We start from the raw sequence: 17,662 nt of genomic DNA on the forward strand, positions 1-17,662 counted from the left end.
CGCCCCAGTTCGGGGCACGTGATTGTGGTAGATAGCGCCGTACGGCAATAATCTGCCACCATGGACGAGGTTGACCGGTCGATTCTGGCGGTGCTGGAACAGCACGGCCGGATCAGCAACGCCGAGCTCGCCGCCCGGGTCGGCCTGTCGCCGTCGCCCTGCCTGCGGCGCGTGCGCCGGCTGGAGGAGACCGGGTTGATCCGCGGTTACCGGGCGCTGGTCGATCCCGCCGCGGTCGGACGCGGCCTGCGGGTGTTCGCCGGCATCCGGCTGGTGCGGCACGCCCGCGCCGACGTGGTCGCGTTCGAGCGTGCGGTCGTCCGACTGCCCGAGGTGGTGCAGAGCCACCACGTCACCGGCAACTACGACTACCTGCTCCAGGTCGAGGTCGCCGACCTGCCCGCCTACGAGGACTTCCACGCCAACCGGTTGGCCAGCCTGCCCGGCGTGGCCATGGTGACCAGCTACGTCACCATGAAGACGCTCTCGCCCGACACCGCGTGATCGACTGGACGAACGCCGGCGTGCAAGGCCGCAGCGGTGTGCCGGCCGCGGGGAACCACGGCCGGCACGCGCAGGTGCGTCAGCGGGCGGCCTGTTTGATCAGATCAGCGACCGCGGCCGGCTGGGAGACGTAGATGGCGTGGCTGCCGGCCACCTCGACGACGGTGGAGCCGGCGCGTTCAGACATCGCGCGCTGGGCGGGCGGCGGGATCATGCGGTCGTCGGTGGCGACCAGGTACCAGCTCGGCTTGCTGCGCCAGGCGGGTTCGTTGACGGCGCCGGCGAGGGCGTCGACGCCCCACGGGACCTGCGCGTCGGCCAGGAACTGGGCTTGGTCCGCCGGGAGGTCGCCGGCGAAGGAGGCGTGGAACTTGTCACGGTCGAGGAAGAGGAACCCGTCGACCGGAGGCAGGATCGGCGGGACCGGGGCTCCGGGCGGCGGGTCGGCGATCAGCGTGTTCACCGATTCGCCCTTGTCCGGTGCGAACGCGGCGATGTAGACCAGCGCGGTCACGTTGGGGTGGGTGCCGGCCTCGCTGATCACGGCGCCGCCGTACGAGTGACCGACCAGGACCGTGGGGCCGTCCTGCCGGTCGAGGATCATGCGGGTTGCCTCGGCGTCGCCCTGCAGCGACAGGGTGGGGTTCTGGACGACGCTGACCCGGTATCCGTCCTGCCTGAGCAGGTCGTAGACCGGTTGCCAGCCGGATCCGTCGACGAAACCGCCGTGCACGAGCACGACGTTGGTAGCAGCACTCACGACCTTCACTCCTCGCGTGGTGGATCGGTGCGAATGCGAGTGACGGTAGGCGGCCGGTCGCGGCGTTCGACTACGTCAAATGACTGGTTTCGGCCAGTGCGTCGCGCAGTGCCGCCCGGGAGGTGATGCCGAGCTTCGGGAAGATCTGGTAGAGGTGCGTGCCGACGGTCCGTGGCGAGAGGAACAGCTTTTCGCCGATCTGTTTGTTGGTCAGCCCGGCGGCGGCGAGTTCGGCGATCTGCCGCTGCTGGGGTGTCAGCGCGGCCGGCCCAGCCGCAGCCAGGCCGCCGATGGTCTGGCCGGTCGCCCGCAGTTCCGCCGAGGCGCGCGCCGCCCACGGGCGGGCCCCGAGCCGGTCGAAGGTCTCCAGCGCGGCCGCCAGATGTTCGCGGGCCGCGGTGTTGGCCTTGACCCGGCGCAGCCGTTCGCCGTAGGCGAGCAGGATCCGGGCGCGTTCGAACGGCCAGCGCCGGCCGCCGCTGACGGCAAGGGCGGAGTCGAACAGCGCCGGCGCCTCGTCGTCGGGCGCGGCGAGCGCGCCTGCCGCGTCGACGGTCATGGCCAGCCGCGCGGACATCGCGCCGACGCCGCAGGCGCGGGCCGCTGCCACGTGGGCCCGGGCCTCCGCGATGCGTCCGGTGCGAACCGCGGCCTCGACGACGTCCATGATCAGCCACAGGCTGTGCGGGACATGCGCCGCCAACTGCCCGACGGGGGCGATCGCGAGGGCCTGCTGGTACGCCTCCTCGAAGTCCGCGCGCCCCAGAGCGTCCAGCAACTTCGCCTGCCCGGCGATCCGCAGGACGAGACCGGCCCGTCGCGGCGTGGCCCAGATCGTCATCCGGTCGGTCAGCTGCCGCACCTGATCGTGGTGGCCCTGCGCGGCCGCCAGCATCGCCAGCAGATACAGGCCGATGCATTCCAGGAGCCGGTAGTCGTGGGTGCGGCACAGCTCGACGTGTTCCTCGGCGATGCGCCGGGTGTCATCCCACTCGCCGGTCATGAACTGGTCGAGCCCGAGCAGGGAACGGGCGTGCAGCGTCAGGGCGACCCCAGGGCGGCGGTCGTCGCCGAGAATCGCGGTCAGCGCCGTGCGACACAGCGTCAGCCGGTCCAGGAACATCGCGGCCAGGCCGACGCGGATGCTCCACACGGCATCGGCCTGCACGCTCAGACCGGCGACCGCGGCGTCGAGCCGGTCGAGCAGCGGTGCCGCCGTGCGGGCGGGGTCGTCGAACGTGCCGGCCAGCAGGACCAGCAGCTCGGGCACGGCTGGGGACAGCCCGGCCAGCGCGGCGTGAAACGGCTCCCACAGCTGCGGCTCCCCGCCGAAGTAGCACACCCAGCCGAGCGTGTAGAGGGCCTCGACCATCGTGGCGTTGCCCCCGTCGTACGGCAGCGGCTGCATCTCGATGGCGCCGGCCAGCAGCCGATGCGCGGTGTCGGTATCGCCCTCCCCGCTGAGCAGCAGATGATGCGCCGCGGCGACGGCGGAAACCAGCGATTGCTCGCCCAGGCCCGGCCGGGCGTCGGCCAGCAGCCTGGGCACCTGGCGGAGGTCTCCGGTGACGACGGCACCGAGGTAGGCCGCTTCGGCGAGCCGGCGACTGCGGTCGGCACCGGCCGGGCTCAGGTCGGCGGCGCGCAGCAGGGTGGTGACCGCGCCGGCGGCGTCGCCGCGGCTGCGCACCGTGTACGCGGCATGCTCGAGACGCCGGGCCACCTCCTCGTCCGGCCCAGCGGTTGCCTGCGCCAGGTGCCAGGCGGCCCGTTCCGGCCGGTCGGCCATCCTGGCGGCCAGCTCGGCGTGTGCCCGCATGCGCTCGCCGACCGTGGACCCTTCGACCACGGCCGACCTGGTCAGCGGATGGTGGAACGCCAGGCGGCCGGCCTGTTCGTCGACGTGGACCAGGCCCGCCCGCTCGGCGGCGGCCAGCGCCGCCAGGTCCGGTTCGCCGGTGACAAGGCTGCTCAGCTGGCCGCTGCCGTCGAGCGCCGCGAGCAGGAGCACGCGTCGGGCCGGCGCGGGCAAGCCACTGATCCGTGACTCGAACGCCGCCTGGAGGCGATGGTTGAGCGGAAGTACCTCCGGCAGCGACCCGAGACCCGACTGCTGGCGGCCGGTGAGCGCCAGCGGCAGTTCCAGCAACGCCAGCGGATTGCCGTGCGCCTCGGCGAGCAGGCGCCCTCGCACCCGGGGGACCAGGGCCGGGAAGCGCTGGGTGACCAGCGCCGCGGCCGCCTCGTCGTCCAGCGGCCGGATCTCGTGTTCCGGCAGGCCGGCCCGGTCGAAGAAGGTCTCCTGCCCGTACCGGTACGAGGCCAGCAGCCCGGCTCGGCGCGGCAGTCGGCGAGCCACGATCGCCAGTACCATGGCGCTCGCGCGATCGAGCCACTGCAGGTCGTCGACGATCAGCAGGATCGGGCCCGTCGTGGCCCCGCGCTGCAGCAGCGCGAGAACCCCGTTGGCGATCATCAGCAGGCTCGGCGGGGAACCTTCGCGGACGCCCAGCGCGACCTGCAGCGCCCGCCGGTGGGCCGCGCTCAGCCGCCCGAGATCATCGGCCAGGGGGTGCAGCAGCTGGTGCAGGCAGGAGAAGCTGTGCTCGGCCTCGAACGGGGTGCCCGACGCCGCCAGAACCCGGACCCGGGCTGCCGCAGCGTCATCGGCGGCCACCCGTAACAACGCCGTCTTGCCGACCCCCGGCTCGCCCACCAGCAGCAACGCGCCACCGGAACCCGCTGCCGCATCGAGGAACGAACGCAGCACCGCGATCTCGTCGTCGCGCCCGACGAGATCGACACCACCAGGAGACGCATTGAGCACGTGGACCGCCGAGGAGTCGCACCCCGAACCCGTGAACCTGTCCCGGTCCGCTACCGAAACCCCGACGGCCGGGGCCCGGCAGGAAAGCTAGCGCAGACGTCGCGGCGGCACACCCGCGGCGCAGAGTCGCTCCGCACCAGGTGCTCACCCACAGGATCACCATAGGTGCGCGCCGAGCGGCACGAAACCGGCCATTCGGGGGCGATGCTCGGACCGCGGCCGGCGTGAACCCGGCAACGCAGCGTGCCGCGCCTCAGCGGAGTGGGCGGACCCCGGGCATCGTCCTGATGCGCTGTTGCGTTAGCGGTATTGGGGTACGGGTAATCGCGGTTGATGTTGCGGTCCCTGCTCGTCGCGGCGCTCCTGCTTCCCCCACCCCTCCAGCAGGCTCCGCCGGCGCAGCCGCCGCCGATCTCGTCCGACGACCGGGTCTACACGGCGGACCAGACCTCCAACACGGTCACCGTGATCGACCCCCACGCGAACCGGGTCCTCGGCACCGTTGCGCTGGGCAGTGTCCGGATGGACACCGGCGCGGACACCCTCGGCGCGATGTACGACGGCCAACTGGACGTTCACGGCCTCGGGTTCTCGCGTGACGGGCGGTACCTGGACGTGATCGACGTGACCACCAACGCCGCCCACGTCGTCGACACCGCCACCAACAGGGTCGGCGGGTCCAGCATCGTGGCCACGGACCGCACGGCACGGCTCCGGCACCGCACAGATCCGCTCCCTGCCCGGCCTGGACGAGATCATCGTCGACGTACGCGGCCTGCGACCGAACCGCCGCTACACCGTCTACGCCGCCCACGACACGACGGCCCTGCTGTCCGCCACCGCCAACGCCGCCGGCGCGATGCCCGAGGTCCCCGCCTACGTGCAGTTCTTCGCCAACCGGTGGGACCGGGTCATCGTCCGCCCCGCACCAGTCAGCGGATAGCCGTCCGCACGGGCCGGCTGCGGCCTGGAAGGCCTCGACGCTCATTCACGAGATACAACTCCCGGAGCCGCCAGACCCTGCTGTGGAACGGGACACCTCGGCAGGCAAGCGCGCCGGCCGACGCACAACGCGCATCCTCGGACGGATACCCCTTCCGCAGTCTCGAGTTCGCGGTTTCGGCCGGCTGAGGAACCCGGCGGGCGGCCTGCGCCGCCCGCCGTCTGCTCTCGACCTGCCCTAGTTGTGCTTGATCTGGATCGTCCAGGTGATCGTCGAGGTCAGCGCCTCCTGCTGGTACGCGGGGTTGCGGACGAAGTCGGTGGCGTCGAAGACCTGGACGGTGTAGGTGCAGATCTTCTTGACCTGCAGGTCCTTGCGACCGCACCACGGTGGCTCGGTCTGCCCCTTGTGCGGCTTGGGCTTTTTGCCGACGACGTCGACCGAGGTTCGGCCGGCCCATTCGGGGATCTCGTGGCCGTTGATCAACCAGCGGGTGGACACGGTCGGGATGGGCACCGGGGTGACCGACAGCCTGGCCGGCGCCGACGCCGGGACGTCGCTGCGGGTGGCCCGGTCGACCAGGCCGGTCATCTCGTAGAACTTCCGGGTCATCTCCTCGCGGCCGACCAGGTTGAACGGCTTGAGCAGAGAGCGCATCAGGGAGTCGTCGCTGGGCCGGTAGATGCCGAGGTTGTAGTAGTAGGCGCCTTCGTACGTGCCGATGGTGCCGCCGTCCGGGGTGTTCTCACCGACCCAGTACCACCACTTCGTCCGCTGCGCGGCCTGCTGTTCGGCGTTGTGGACGGAGACGTTGGCGAACGGCGGTTCATCGTCGGTGTAACGGCTGCCGTCGCCGGGGTAGGCCCAGTACGGGTACTCGTCGGCCAGGTCGCCGAGGGAGTGGCCGAGCTCGTGCGGCAGGATCTCCGCACCGGCCCAGTGCCCGCCGGAGAAGGTGACGAGGTCGTCCTCGACGTAGCCGGCCCCGCCGTACGTCGGGCTGTTGATCACGACGGCGATCTGGTCGAACGCGGGCGCCAGCGCGGCGTAGGACTGAGCGACGGGGACGTCGACGCAGACCAGGCGGGCCAGGCCCTCGCAGTAGTAGGTGCTGTTGAGCGCGGTGTCCTTCAGCACGCCCTCGGTGGGGTCGTTGTCGGATCCGGACTCGTTGGAGACGACGTTGACCTGCCAGACGTTGAACAGCTTGCGGTAGCTCTTGAACGGCTCGCGCTGGGCGAGGATGTTCCAGCTGTAGGCCACCTGGGTGGCGAACAGCGCCTGCTCGTCCGCGGTGTAGCCGTCACCGAGGTAGACCAGGTCGATGCGCTTGTCGCTGGGGCCGTTGACCTCGATCGGTGTCACGGTGGCGGATGGCTTGGCCAGGCTCTGCCGGCTGCCGGTCTGGGCCGGTACCGCCACGTAGCCCTGCGGGCCGGACTCGCTGAAGGCCTCCACCTTCCGCTCACTCGGGGTCTGCGCGTTGGCGGGCCCGGCGAAGACGGTGACTACCGCGACCAGAACCGCGCTGACGAACATGGGAACGCTGCGCACAGGGGTGCTCCTTCCTGGGAAGTGCGCAGATCGTCGCGTTCACGGGTCACGGGCCGGTCACGTGTGCGGGCCCGGGTTTGGTGAATCCCCAGCTCAGCGCGGGTGGATAACGCTGCTGTTATGTCCTTTCGGGATGCGTCCATCCGCAGTCGCCATAACCGGTCAGGTATGGGAATGCGGGAGGTATCCGGGCACCTGGGCCCGTGTGACGATCGCTGGACTTCACGTGAGGGGCGATCCATGCTCGTACGCCGACGTTCGGCAGCCGGGGAGCGCGAGGGCCGTTCGCCCTGGCGGCTCGCCTGGACGAGATTCCGCAGTGACCGGACCGGGGTCGTCTCCGGCGTCATCGTCCTGCTGTTCTTCGCCGTTGGGCTGGGTGCGCCGGCGATCGCCTGGTTGTACGGGAAGAATCCCTATGAGACCTACGGTCAGAACACCCCGGGGCTGCTCAACGAGTACGGCTTCCCGCTCAAGCCCAATGGCGGCATCGACCCGGAGTTCTGGTTCGGGTTGGAGCCCGGGCTCGGCCGGGACGTCTTCACCCAGCTGCTGTACGGCGTCCGTACCTCGCTGCTCATCGCGATGGCCGTGGTCGTCATCGTCACGGTCGTCGGTGTCTTCGTGGGGATCGCCGCCGGCTACTTCGGCGGCTTCGCCGACTTCGCGATCGGCCGGGTCATCGACGTCCTGCTGGCCTTTCCCGGCTTGCTGTTCTTCATCACCGTCATGCCCGTGGTGACCGCGTTGTTCGTGTCGCCGGACGAGGAGACACCGGTGGCGCTGCGGATCGCCGCCCTGGTGCTCGTCCTGTCCTTCTTCGGCTGGACGCGTACGGCTCGGCTGCTGCGCGGGCAGGTGCTGTCGTTGCGCGAGCGGGAGTTCGTCGAGGCCGCGCGGGTCAGCGGGGCGAAGCCGTGGCGGATCATCCGTCGTGAGCTGCTGCCCAACCTGTGGACGCCCATCCTGGTCACGGTCACCCTCGATCTGCCCGCCTACGTGACGGCCGAGGCGGCGTTGTCGTTCCTCGGGGTCGGCATCGTCGAACCGACCCCGGACTGGGGTCGCATGATCCATCGCGGCGCTCAGGTGTACGCCACCGACATGACATACATGATCTTCCCCGGTCTGGCGATGTTGATCTTCGTGCTCGCCTTCAACCTGCTCGGGGATTCCGTCCGGGACGCCCTGGACCCAAAGGCATCCCGGTGAACCATCACTTCGAAGGGACCACCAGATGCGGACAATGAGAAGACGAAACGTCGCCGCCGCGCTCGCCGCGGTCGCGCTGACCAGCACGGCGTGTACCGCAGGCGACGGCGGCAAGGGCGGCGGCGATGCGTCGGCGCCCGCCAAGGCGGAGACGTCCACCGTGACGATCGGCGACGCCGCCGCCTCGACCGGACCCGCCGCTGCGGTGCCGGGCGCCCGCACCGGCGGCACGGTCACCGTCTACGAGCAAACCGACATCGCCCACCTCGACCCGGCGGAGGCGTACCCCTCCAACGCGCAGGCCATCTCGATGCTGTTCACCCGGCAACTGACCACCTACAAGAAGGTGAACGGCAAGTTCGTCCTCGTCGGGGACCTCGCCACCGACACCGGCACGACCAGCGACGGCGGCAAGACCTGGAAGTTCACCCTCAAGGGCGGCCTCAAGTTCGACGACGGCACGCCGGTCACCGCCCAAGACGTCAAGTACGGCATCGAACGCCTCTACGACCCGGGCAAGGTGCTCGGGCCCAAGTACGTGCCGCAGTGGCTGTCGGGAAGCGACTACACGAAGTCCTACCAGGGGCCGGCGAAGAGCGGTTCCCTGCCGGACAGCGTGGTCCAGACGCCCGACGACAAGACGATCGTCTTCCACCTGCAGGACGTCCACGCGGAGTTCCCCTTCGCCGTCGCCATGCCCTACACCTCGCCCGTCCTGAAGAGCCGCGCCGGCAAGGCGTACGACAACGCGCCCGCCTCCACCGGCCCGTACAAGATTGACAGCCACGACGACACCAAGCTGACCCTGGTGCGCAACGAGCACTGGAACCCGGCCACCGACCCGGTCCGGCACAACTACCCCGACCGGTGGGAGGTCAAGTTCGGTCTGCAGACGCAGCAGGCCACCCAGCAGTTCATCGCCGACGTCGGCCCGGACAAGAACGCCGTCTCGCTCAGCTTCGGCGTCGACAACCAGTACGCCCAGCAGGTGCAGACCCAGGACGACCTGAAGGCGCGGCTGCTCTCCGGCGTCAATCCCTACGTCTACTACTACGCGATCAACACCAGCCGGGTGACCGACCTGAACGTGCGCAAGGCGATCCTCACCGCGTTCCCCAAGCAGCAGGTGCGCCAGATCCTGGGCGGGCCGGCCTACGGCGACTTCGCCACCACGATCCTCAGCCCGACGGTGCAGGGCTTCCAGCCGTACGACCAGTTCAACGTGCCACCGGCCGGCGACCCCGAGGCGGCGAAGCGGTTGCTCGCGGGAGCGACCCCGACGATCGTCTACGCCTACAGCCAGTCCGAGGTCGCGGAACGGGTCGCCGTCGCCATCCAGCAGGGCCTGGAGAAGGCCGGGTTCAAGGTCGTCAAGAAGCCGGTCAGTGCCGAGACCTGGTACGACGAGTCCACCAAGAAGGACAACGGGTTCGACCTGTACTTCGGTGGCTGGGCGTCGGACTGGCCGGGCGGGTCCGGCTTCATCCCGGTGCTGTTCGACGGGCGGACCATCGCCGACGGCACCTACAACTACGCCCGATTCAACGACGCCGCCGTCAACGCCGAGATCGACCGGATCGCCGCGATCGGCGACGTGACCGAGCAGAGCGTGCAGTGGACGGCGCTCGACAAGAAGATCATGGAGCAGGTACCGGTGGTTCCGTTCGTCTACTCCCGCACCACCCGGCTGTACGGCTCGAACGTCGGCGCCGCCGAACTCGACGTGTACGGCGCCACCTCCCTGGTGAACCTCTTCCTCAAGGCCTGAACCCGCACCCGGGCGGGCGGGTGCGCCCCACCGCCCGCCCGGGGCCTGTCCCGGAAAGTCTCCGCATGGTCAATTTCCTCATCCGCCGGATCACCGGGGCAGCCGCCATCCTCCTGGTGATCATCGCGGCCACGTTCGTGCTCTTCTACGCGGTACCGCGTGATCCCGCCCGCCTCTTCTGCGGCAAGATCTGCACGCCGGAGATGCTGACCCACGCGCGCAGCAGCCTCGGTCTGGATCAGCCGCTCGCGACGCAGTTCTGGCGCTACCTGGTCGGGCTGGTGGCCGGCCGTGACATCGGCGACGTGCACTGCGCCGCACCCTGTCTCGGGTACTCCTACACCGACAACCGGCTTGTGCTGGACGTCCTGGCCGACCGGTTCCCGGCCACCCTTTCCCTCGCGATCGGCGCCGCCGCGCTGTTCCTGATCGCCGGAGTGGGTTCCGGCATGGTGGCCGCGCGGTTCCGCGGCACCTGGCTCGACAAGACCGCCACCGGGATCGCCCTCGTCGGCTCGTCCCTGCAGATCTACTTCATCGGCATCGTGGCCATGTACGTCCTGGTCGACCAGTGGCAACTGCTGTCCCGGCCCGGCTACACCAGCCCGTTGCAGGACCCCGGCCAGTGGTTCGCCGGCATGCTGCTGCCCTGGATCGTCCTGGCGTTCATCTACACCTCCACCTACACGCGGTTCACCCGCTCCACCATGATGGAGACCCTGGGCGAGGACTTCGTCCGCACCGCCCGGGCCAAGGGCCTGCCGGGCCGCACCGTCTTCTTCAAGTACGCCGCCCGCGGCACCGCCGCACCGGTGGCGACCATCTTCGGCCTGGACCTGGCGGTGCTGCTCGGCGGTGCGGTGATCACCGAGACGACCTTCAACATCCCCGGTATCGGGCAGCTCGCCGTGCGGTCGGTCACCAGCGCGGACCTGCCCATCCTGATGGGCGTCACGCTCGTGGCCGCCACCGCGATCCTCGTAGCCAACATCGTGGTCGACGCCTGCTACGCCGCCCTTGACCCGAGGGTGAGGACCCGATGAGCCCGCTGCTGTCCGTGCGCGACCTGCGGGTGCGTTTCCCCGTGCGGGACGGTGTGGTCAAGGCGGTGGACGGCCTGTCCTTCGACCTCGATCGCGGCCAGCTGCTGGCGATCGTCGGCGAGTCCGGCTCCGGCAAGTCGGTCGCCAACCTCGCCGTGCTCGGCCTGCACGACCGGCGGCGGACCGAGATCGACGGGGAGGTCGTCTTCGACGGCACCGACCTGCTCGCGGCGTCTGAACGGCGGCTCGCGCGGCTCCGCGGCGACCGAATCTCCATGATCTTCCAGGACCCGCTGACCGCACTCTCGCCGTACCACACGGTCGGCGAGCAGATTGCCGAGAGCTACCGCCGCCACCGTGGCGCCAGCCGGGCCAAGGCCAGACAACGCGCCGTCGAGGTGCTCGACCGGGTCGGCATCCCGCATCCGCGGCTGCGCGCCACCGACTACCCCCACCAGTTCTCCGGCGGCATGCGGCAACGGGTCATGATCGCGATAGCGCTGGTCTGCGACCCTGATCTGCTCATCGCCGACGAGCCCACGACCGCCCTGGACGTGACGGTACAGGCACAGATCCTCGACCTGCTCGGCGAGATCCGGCGGGAGTACGGCACCGCCGTCATCCTGGTCACCCACGACCTGGGCCTGGTGGCGACCGCGGCCGACGAGGTCCTGGTGATGTACGCCGGCAGATGCGTGGAGCGCGGCACGGTACGTGCGGTGCTGAAGTCCCCGCGCCACCCCTACAGCCGGGGCCTGCTCGCCTCCACCCCGCGCCTCGACGGCGACGTGACCAGGGCGCTGGAGCCCATCGAGGGACAGCCGCCCAGCCTCCTCGACCCGCCGACCGGCTGCCCGTTCCACCCGCGGTGCGCGTACACGGCACTGGTCGGCGGCGAGCGCTGCCGAAACGAGCGCCCAACCGGGCGGGACGTCGCCTGCCACCTCCCGCCGGGTACCCGGCTCGACGCCAAGGACCGCCGTTGAACCCCCTGTTGCAGGTGACCGGCCTGACCAAACACTTCCCCGTCCGCGGTGGGCTGCTCGGCCGCCGCCGCGGCACGCTGCGGGCCGTCGACGGCGTCGAATTCGGCCTCGCCGCGGGCGAGAGCCTGGGCCTGGTCGGGGAGTCCGGGTGCGGGAAGTCCACCACCGGACGGCTCGTGGCCCGGCTGATCCAGCCCACCTCGGGTCGTCTCGAGTACCGCGGGCGCGACCTGGCCACCATCTCCAGGCGCGACCTGGCGAGCATCCGGCCCGAGATCCAGATGATCTTCCAGGACCCGTACTCGTCGCTGAACCCGCGCCAGACGATCGGCTCGATCATCACGGCCCCGATGGAGGTCAACGGCCTCGAACCCGCGGGCGGCCGGCGCCGCCGGGTCCAGGAGCTGCTGGAGACCGTCGGCCTCAACCCCGAGCACTACCATCGCTACCCGCACGAGTTCTCCGGAGGGCAGCGTCAGCGGGTCGGCATCGCCAGGGCCCTCGTCACGGAGCCCAGGCTGATCGTCGCCGACGAGCCGGTCTCCGCGCTGGACGTCTCCATCCAGGCCCAGGTGATCAACCTGCTCCGGCGCCTCCAGGACGACCTCGGCGTGGCGTTCCTGTTCATCGCCCACGATCTCGCCGTGGTCCGCTACTTCTGCCACCGCATCGCCGTGATGTACCTCGGCAGGATCGTCGAGATCGCGGACCGGGAGACGCTCTACAGCCGCCCCGCACACCCCTACACCCACGCGCTGCTCTCAGCGGTGCCCGACCCCGACCCGGACGGCGGAGCGGGCCGCGAGGTGATCCGGCTCGCCGGCGACGTACCCAGTCCCGTCGACCCGCCGTCGGGCTGCCGCTTCCGCACCCGGTGCTGGAAGGCGCGGGACCTGTGCGCGGAACGGGAACCCGAGCCGGTCGCGATCCGCGGCCCCGGCCACCTGGTCGCCTGCCACTTCCCGGAACTCGCCGGCGGCCCCGAGCACACCGGCGCCGCCGAGGCCACCAGCGGTCCGCCGCGGTGACAACCGCGACGCCACGACCGCCGTCCGGCGGTCGCGGCGTCAGGCCGAGCGGGCGAACGCGGCGATCCCCGGTCCGGGCCCGGCCGGCGGCTCCGCATGCCGCGGGTCGTGCCGTTGCAGCCAGCTCAGGTAGTCCGGCCGCCGCGCCGCAAACGCCCAGTACGCTTCGCGGGCCAGGTCCAGGAGCTGGTCGAACCTGTCCGCGAGCGGCCCGTCACGGCGGCAGACCAGCAGATGACGCATCCGGATCGGCTCCCCGGACAGCGGCTTGACCACGACACCGCCGCTGGATTCGAAGACCGCCTGGCATGGGGAGACCGCGCGCCGGGTGGCCACGATCTCCCGGATCGGGAGCGCGTCGGAGACGGTGTAGAGCACGCGCGGGGTGAAGCCGGCCTGTTGACACGCCAGGTGGAAGCAGTCGGGCCAACCCGCGCCGTCCGGCGGGGTCAGCGCCCAGGGCTCGTTCGCCAGCTCCGCCAGGGTGACTTCGTCGCGGCCGGCCAGTGGGTGCTCGGCACACATCGCCACGAACACCGGCTCGACCGCAATGACCGCGCATTGGACGGTGGACGGCTGGCGTAGCGTGAAGTCCGGGTAGTCGACGATCGCCGCCGCGTCGAGGCGATCGGCGAGCATCAGGTCCCACAGCACCCGCGGCGAGTATTCCGCGTGCAACCGCACCTCGGCGTCGGGAAACCGGTCGCTGACCCGGTCGGCCAGTCCCACCGTGATCGGACCCGCCACCCCGCCGAGGCGGATCGTCTGCCGCCCCAGGGCGGCGTGCCGGCCCGTGTTGCGGCGCAGCTCGTCCATCGCCAGCAGGATCGCCTGCGCCCTGGTGAGGACGAACTGGCCCAGTGCGGTCGGCGTGACGCCGTGCCGGTCGCGGACGAACACCGGCCCGCCGAGTTCTCGCTCCACCCGCTGCAACTGTGCCGTCAGCGCCGGCTGTGACACGCCGAGCACCGTGGCCGCCTTCGTGACGCTACCCGCGTCGGCGATTGCGCAGAGCGAACGCAGGTGCCGCAGCTCCAGCTCCATCGGCCCAGGCTACGGCACGTCATCGGGGCTCGGAAGCCACCGTGAACGTCGCGTGTCAACCCCGGTGGCGCGGCGGCATGGGCACGTCCGGTCCGGCCGCCCGTCGACGGGTCGGACCCAGCCGTGGCTAGGACGGCAGCAGGAAGTCACCCAGGATCAAGGCGAGGTGGAGGTAGGTCCGGTCCGCTCCACGCTTGAGGTCGAGTCCGGTTCTGCGTTCGACCTGCGCGAGGCGGTGATAGAGACTCTGGCGGTGCACGTTGAGCACCGATGCTGCGTGGGCGGCGCTCCCGGCGGCGTCGAGGTAGACGCGGGCGGTGTGCACGAGTTCCGCGTGACGATCGTCGCTCAGGAAGGCCATCAGCTGTTCGGAGACGACCGCTTCGGCCAAGTCGTGATCGGCGGCCGCCGAGAGCAGCTTGAGCACGCCGAGCGCCGCCCACTCGGTCGGTTCACCAGGGGGGTTGGCGCGAGCGATCCGAAGCGCGGTCAGCGCACCCCAGCGGGACCGCCGCAGGTCCTCCAGCGCGTTGACCTGCGGCCCGATTCCTACGAACGGCGCAGTGGTCAGTGGTCGGGACCGGCGGAGATACCCCAGGCGCGTGAGGAGCTCGGTCGCGGACAGGGCCTGCGTCTTGATGTGGCCACGCACGATGGCGCTGGCGATCGTGGGTGACTCCTGGACCCAGACGACGTCGTCGCGGCGTGCTTGCGCCGAGAGGTTCTCGACGGGTGTCGGGTGCTCGACGAGGAGGCAGGTGACCGGGTCGCCGATCCGCAGGTTGGAGGCGAGGGCGATCTCCTTGGCGGCCGCGCGTGCGGTCATCCGGTCACCCTCGACCAGGTCCCGGTAGAAGAGGTTCAGCCGGGTCTGACGCCGGGTCGACTGGCTCAGGAGCAGCGCGGCGACCTCGGCGATGCGGGTCGCGGCCGGCCAATCGTTCTCGGAGATGGTCTCGTTGGGGTCCAGGAGCCAGAAGTATCCCTGGACGCGGTTGAGGTGCCGGGCGGGGACGCACAGGCGAGCCGAGATGCCGAGGTCCGGGTCGGCGGGGGTCCGGATCGGTGTGCTCGATGTCCGGATGCCTTGGGCGTGGAACCAGTCGCGCACCTGGCTGGTCGCCCGCCGCTCCAGGATGGAGCGCTGCCGGACATCGTCCACATCGCGCTGTCCCGAGTAGCCGAGCAGGTTGAAGTCGGCGTCTTCGAGGGTGCACGGTGCGCCGAGCAGGACGGCCATCTCCTCGACCAGGTCGTCCAGCTCCGTCATCAGACAAATGTAACAACCTTCGGAGCTGCGTTCGTGGCATTCGTCTCTCGTTGTGGGTGCGCATGCCCTCCTAGTTTCTGCTTGGTGGTGCCGCCGGGGGCACGTCGCACCCGAAGGAGGGCAAGTGCTGGGACCCACGTTGCTGCGGGCGTCGCGCAACGAACGGCTGCGCGGCGTGATCGAGCGGAACCCGTTGACCCGTAAGGTCGTCACGCGATTCGTGGCGGGGGAGGACCAGGACGCCGTGCTGGCTGTCGTCCACCGACTGCACTCGCGCGCCACGACGACCCTGGACTTCCTCGGGGAGGACGTCAGCGACCTGGCCGGCGCTCGTCGCGTCCGGGACCAGTACGTGTCCTTGCTCTACCGGCTGCACGAGGCCGGCGAAGCCGAACGGTCGGAGGTCTCCGTCAAGCTCTCCGCAGTCGGGCAGTCCATCCCGAGGGACGGCCACGAGACCGCGCTGGGACACGCGCTTCAGATCGCCGTCGCGGCAGCCGCCGTCGGTTGCCGGATGACCCTGGACATGGAGGACCATACGACGGTCGACTCCACCCTCGCGATCGGCGACGAGCTCCGGCGCGAGTTCCCGCTGACGGGGAACGTGCTGCAGGCCAACTTGCGGCGGACGGCCGGCGACCTCGCCCAGCTCGCCGGTTCCGGGGCCCGCATCCGGCTCGTCAAAGGCGCCTACCGGGAGCCCGAATCGGTTGCGTACCAGCGCAAGAGCGAGGTCGACGCCGCGTACAGGCAGGGTCTGCACCGGCTGATGGCGTCCGACTGCTACCCGATGGTCGCCACCCACGACCCGGCCATGATCCGGGACGCGAACGACGCCGCTCAGCGACACGGCAAGGGACTGGACGGCTGGGAGATCCAGATGCTGTACGGCATCTCCGCCGGCCTTCAGGCGCAACTCGCCAGGTCGGGCCACGCGCTACGGGTCTACCTCCCGTACGGCACGGATTGGTACGGCTACTTCATGCGGCGGCTCGCCGAACGGCCTGCGAACGTCGCCTTCTTCCTGCGCGCCCTCGCCCGCGGCTGACCTCCCTCGCCCTTTCGACGACATCTGGAGCGCCCATGCATGGCATCACCACTCCGCCTGCTCCCGTCAACGAGCCCAGCCTGACCTACGCGCCGGGCACCCCCGAACGGGAGGTCCTGCTCACGGAGATCGGGGAGCTCGAGCAGCAGCAGAAGGACCTGCGTGGCTACGTCGGCGGCTGCTGGACGGCCGGCGGCGGCGCCGAAATCACGGTCGTCCAGCCGCACGACCACCGGCACGTGCTCGGCACGCTGAAGAACTCGACGCAGGCCGACGCCCGCGCCGCGGTCAAGGCCGCGGCCGACGCCGCACCGGGTTGGCGCGACATGGACTTCGACGACCGGGCCGCGATCCTGCTCAAGGCCGCCGACCTGCTGGCCGGTCCGTGGCGCCAGCGTCTGAACGCCGCAACCATGCTCGGGCAGTCGAAGACGCCGTTGCAGGCCGAGATCGACTCGGCCTGCGAGCTCATCGACTTCTGGCGCTACAACGTCCACTACGCGCGCGAGATCCTGGCCGGCCAGCCGATCGCGAACAGCCCCGGCGTGTGGAACCGCACCGACCACCGCCCCCTGGAGGGCTTCGTCTACGCGATCACGCCGTTCAACTTCACCGCGATCGCCGGCAACCTGCCCACCGCCCCGGCGCTGATGGGCAACACGGTCATCTGGAAGCCCGCATCGACCCAGCAGCTCGCCGCGTCGCTGACGATGGAGCTGCTGGAGGAGGCCGGCCTGCCCCCGGGCGTCATCAACATGCTCCCCGGCGACGGGCGGCAGGTGACCGAGGCGTTGCTCGCGCATCCGGATCTCGCGGGCATTCACTTCACCGGTTCGACGCCGCTCTTCCGGCACCTGTGGCGCGAGGTCGGCGACAACATCCAGAACTACCGGTCGTATCCGCGTCTGATCGGGGAGACCGGCGGCAAGGACTTCATCGTCGCCCACCCCTCGGCCGACCCCGAGGTGCTGCGTACCGCGATGATCCGCGGCGCGTTCGAGTTCCAGGGCCAGAAGTGCTCGGCCGCCTCGCGGGCGTACGTCGCCCGGTCGGTCTGGAAGAAGATGAAGGACTCGCTCGTCTCCGAGGTCGAGTCGATCACGGTCGGCGACCCGACGGACTTCTCGAACTTCATGGGCGCAGTCATCGACGACCGGGCGTTCGCCAAGCACACAGCGGCGATCGAGCGCCCCAGGCACTCCCGCACGCTTGACATCATCGTCGGCGGCGGGTTCGACGACTCGGTGGGCTACTTCGTCAACCCGACCGTCGTCGAGGGCGGCGACCCGACCGACGAGATGTTCACGACCGAGTACTTCGGCCCGATCCTCGCCGTCCACGTCTACGACGACGGTGACTTCGAGAACGTCGTCCGGGGCATGGAGTCGATCGCGCCGTACGCCCTGACCGGGTCGATCATCGCTCGGGACCGCCGGGCGATCGCGTGGGCGCAGCACGAGCTCCGGTTCGCGGCCGGCAACTTCTACATCAACGACAAGCCGACCGGCGCGGTCGTCGGTCAGCAGCCCTTCGGCGGCGGCCGTGCCTCGGGCACCAACGACAAGGCCGGTGCCGCGGTCAACCTGCTCAGGTGGACCAGCCCACGGTCGATCAAGGAAACGTTCGTCCCCCCGACCGACTACCGCTACCCCCACCTGACGCAGCCGTAGGCCGC

The 17,662-nt window shown here is 70.3% G+C and carries 13 protein-coding genes and 1 pseudogene; 9 read left to right on the forward strand and 5 right to left on the reverse strand.

Translation table 11 applies throughout. From position 1 onward, the window contains the following. Positions 1 to 60: 60 nt before the first annotated feature. A complete protein-coding gene (locus IEZ31_RS37060; protein WP_190254755.1) occupies positions 61 to 504 on the forward strand; it encodes an Lrp/AsnC family transcriptional regulator in 444 nt (147 codons plus the stop codon). A 79-nt stretch (positions 505 to 583) separates the two neighbouring features. Here IEZ31_RS37060 and IEZ31_RS37065 read toward each other — a convergent pair whose 3' ends face one another. Then, positions 584 to 1,264, reverse strand: a complete 681-nt coding sequence (locus IEZ31_RS37065; RefSeq protein ID WP_190254756.1) for an alpha/beta fold hydrolase — start codon at positions 1,262 to 1,264, stop codon at positions 584 to 586. A 70-nt stretch (positions 1,265 to 1,334) separates the two neighbouring features. After that, on the reverse strand, positions 1,335 to 4,091 hold the full coding sequence (locus tag IEZ31_RS37070) for a helix-turn-helix transcriptional regulator (RefSeq protein ID WP_190254757.1): 2,757 nt from the start codon (positions 4,089 to 4,091) through the stop codon (positions 1,335 to 1,337). A 333-nt stretch (positions 4,092 to 4,424) separates the two neighbouring features. On the opposite strand from IEZ31_RS37070, the pseudogene IEZ31_RS59520 reads away from it, so the two are divergent. Next, positions 4,425 to 4,595, forward strand: a pseudogene (locus IEZ31_RS59520) (hypothetical protein); the annotation flags it as partial. A gap of 676 nt (positions 4,596 to 5,271) precedes the next feature. Here the strand turns inward: IEZ31_RS59520 and IEZ31_RS37080 are convergent. Continuing rightward, entirely contained in the window at positions 5,272 to 6,588 is a 1,317-nt protein-coding gene (locus IEZ31_RS37080) for a M64 family metallopeptidase (RefSeq protein ID WP_190254759.1), read from the reverse strand. A gap of 240 nt (positions 6,589 to 6,828) precedes the next feature. Between IEZ31_RS37080 and IEZ31_RS37085 the strand changes: the two genes are divergently transcribed. The 5 genes from IEZ31_RS37085 (at position 6,829) to IEZ31_RS37105 (ending at position 12,625) form a co-directional block, all read left to right on the forward strand. Next, a complete protein-coding gene (locus IEZ31_RS37085; RefSeq protein ID WP_190254760.1) occupies positions 6,829 to 7,800 on the forward strand; it encodes an ABC transporter permease in 972 nt (323 codons plus the stop codon). A 34-nt stretch (positions 7,801 to 7,834) separates the two neighbouring features. Then, positions 7,835 to 9,568 carry an ABC transporter substrate-binding protein gene (locus IEZ31_RS37090; protein WP_229836209.1) on the forward strand — a complete coding sequence of 578 codons (1,734 nt, stop codon included), beginning with the start codon at positions 7,835 to 7,837 and terminating at the stop codon, positions 9,566 to 9,568. A gap of 65 nt (positions 9,569 to 9,633) precedes the next feature. After that, positions 9,634 to 10,611, forward strand: a complete 978-nt coding sequence (locus IEZ31_RS37095; protein WP_190254762.1) for an ABC transporter permease — start codon at positions 9,634 to 9,636, stop codon at positions 10,609 to 10,611. Then, entirely contained in the window at positions 10,608 to 11,597 is a 990-nt protein-coding gene (locus IEZ31_RS37100; RefSeq protein ID WP_190254763.1) for an ABC transporter ATP-binding protein, read from the forward strand. Before IEZ31_RS37095 ends, IEZ31_RS37100 begins: the two co-directional genes overlap by 4 nt. Continuing rightward, complete coding sequence (locus tag IEZ31_RS37105; RefSeq protein ID WP_190254764.1) at positions 11,594 to 12,625, forward strand: ABC transporter ATP-binding protein; 1,032 nt, start codon at positions 11,594 to 11,596, stop codon at positions 12,623 to 12,625. The genes IEZ31_RS37100 and IEZ31_RS37105 overlap by 4 nt, the downstream gene beginning before the upstream one ends. A gap of 39 nt (positions 12,626 to 12,664) precedes the next feature. Here the strand turns inward: IEZ31_RS37105 and IEZ31_RS37110 are convergent, their stop codons facing one another. Continuing rightward, positions 12,665 to 13,669 (reverse strand): LysR family transcriptional regulator, encoded by a 1,005-nt coding sequence (locus IEZ31_RS37110; protein WP_190254765.1) that lies wholly within the window; start codon positions 13,667 to 13,669, stop codon positions 12,665 to 12,667. A gap of 127 nt (positions 13,670 to 13,796) precedes the next feature. Then, complete coding sequence (locus IEZ31_RS37115; RefSeq protein ID WP_190254766.1) at positions 13,797 to 14,939, reverse strand: PucR family transcriptional regulator; 1,143 nt, start codon at positions 14,937 to 14,939, stop codon at positions 13,797 to 13,799. 124 nt (positions 14,940 to 15,063) lie between these two features. Here IEZ31_RS37115 and IEZ31_RS37120 point away from each other — a divergent pair, with 124 nt between their 5' ends. Then, complete coding sequence (locus IEZ31_RS37120; RefSeq protein WP_190254767.1) at positions 15,064 to 15,987, forward strand: proline dehydrogenase family protein; 924 nt, start codon at positions 15,064 to 15,066, stop codon at positions 15,985 to 15,987. 35 nt (positions 15,988 to 16,022) lie between these two features. Next, positions 16,023 to 17,657, forward strand: coding sequence for an L-glutamate gamma-semialdehyde dehydrogenase (gene pruA, locus IEZ31_RS37125; protein ID WP_190254768.1), 1,635 nt, complete (start codon positions 16,023 to 16,025; stop codon positions 17,655 to 17,657). The last annotated feature ends 5 nt before the right edge of the window (positions 17,658 to 17,662 follow it).

The sequence above is a fragment of the Dactylosporangium sucinum genome (genome assembly GCF_014647515.1).
Taxonomy (GTDB): Bacteria; Actinomycetota; Actinomycetes; order Mycobacteriales; family Micromonosporaceae; genus Dactylosporangium; species Dactylosporangium sucinum.

Bases quoted from the DNA above. Each gene is read 5' to 3' on its own strand.
- IEZ31_RS37060 (WP_190254755.1), top strand. From the start codon at position 61: ATGGACGAGGTTGACCGGTCGATTCTGGCGGTGCTGGAACAGCACGGC.
- IEZ31_RS37085 (WP_190254760.1), top strand. From the start codon at position 6,829: ATGCTCGTACGCCGACGTTCGGCAGCCGGGGAGCGCGAGGGCCGTTCG.
- IEZ31_RS37090 (WP_229836209.1), top strand. From the start codon at position 7,835: ATGAGAAGACGAAACGTCGCCGCCGCGCTCGCCGCGGTCGCGCTGACC.
- IEZ31_RS37095 (WP_190254762.1), top strand. From the start codon at position 9,634: ATGGTCAATTTCCTCATCCGCCGGATCACCGGGGCAGCCGCCATCCTC.
- IEZ31_RS37100 (WP_190254763.1), top strand. From the start codon at position 10,608: ATGAGCCCGCTGCTGTCCGTGCGCGACCTGCGGGTGCGTTTCCCCGTG.
- IEZ31_RS37110 (WP_190254765.1), bottom strand. From the start codon at position 13,669: ATGGAGCTGGAGCTGCGGCACCTGCGTTCGCTCTGCGCAATCGCCGAC.
- IEZ31_RS37115 (WP_190254766.1), bottom strand. From the start codon at position 14,939: ATGACGGAGCTGGACGACCTGGTCGAGGAGATGGCCGTCCTGCTCGGC.
- pruA (WP_190254768.1), top strand. From the start codon at position 16,023: ATGCATGGCATCACCACTCCGCCTGCTCCCGTCAACGAGCCCAGCCTG.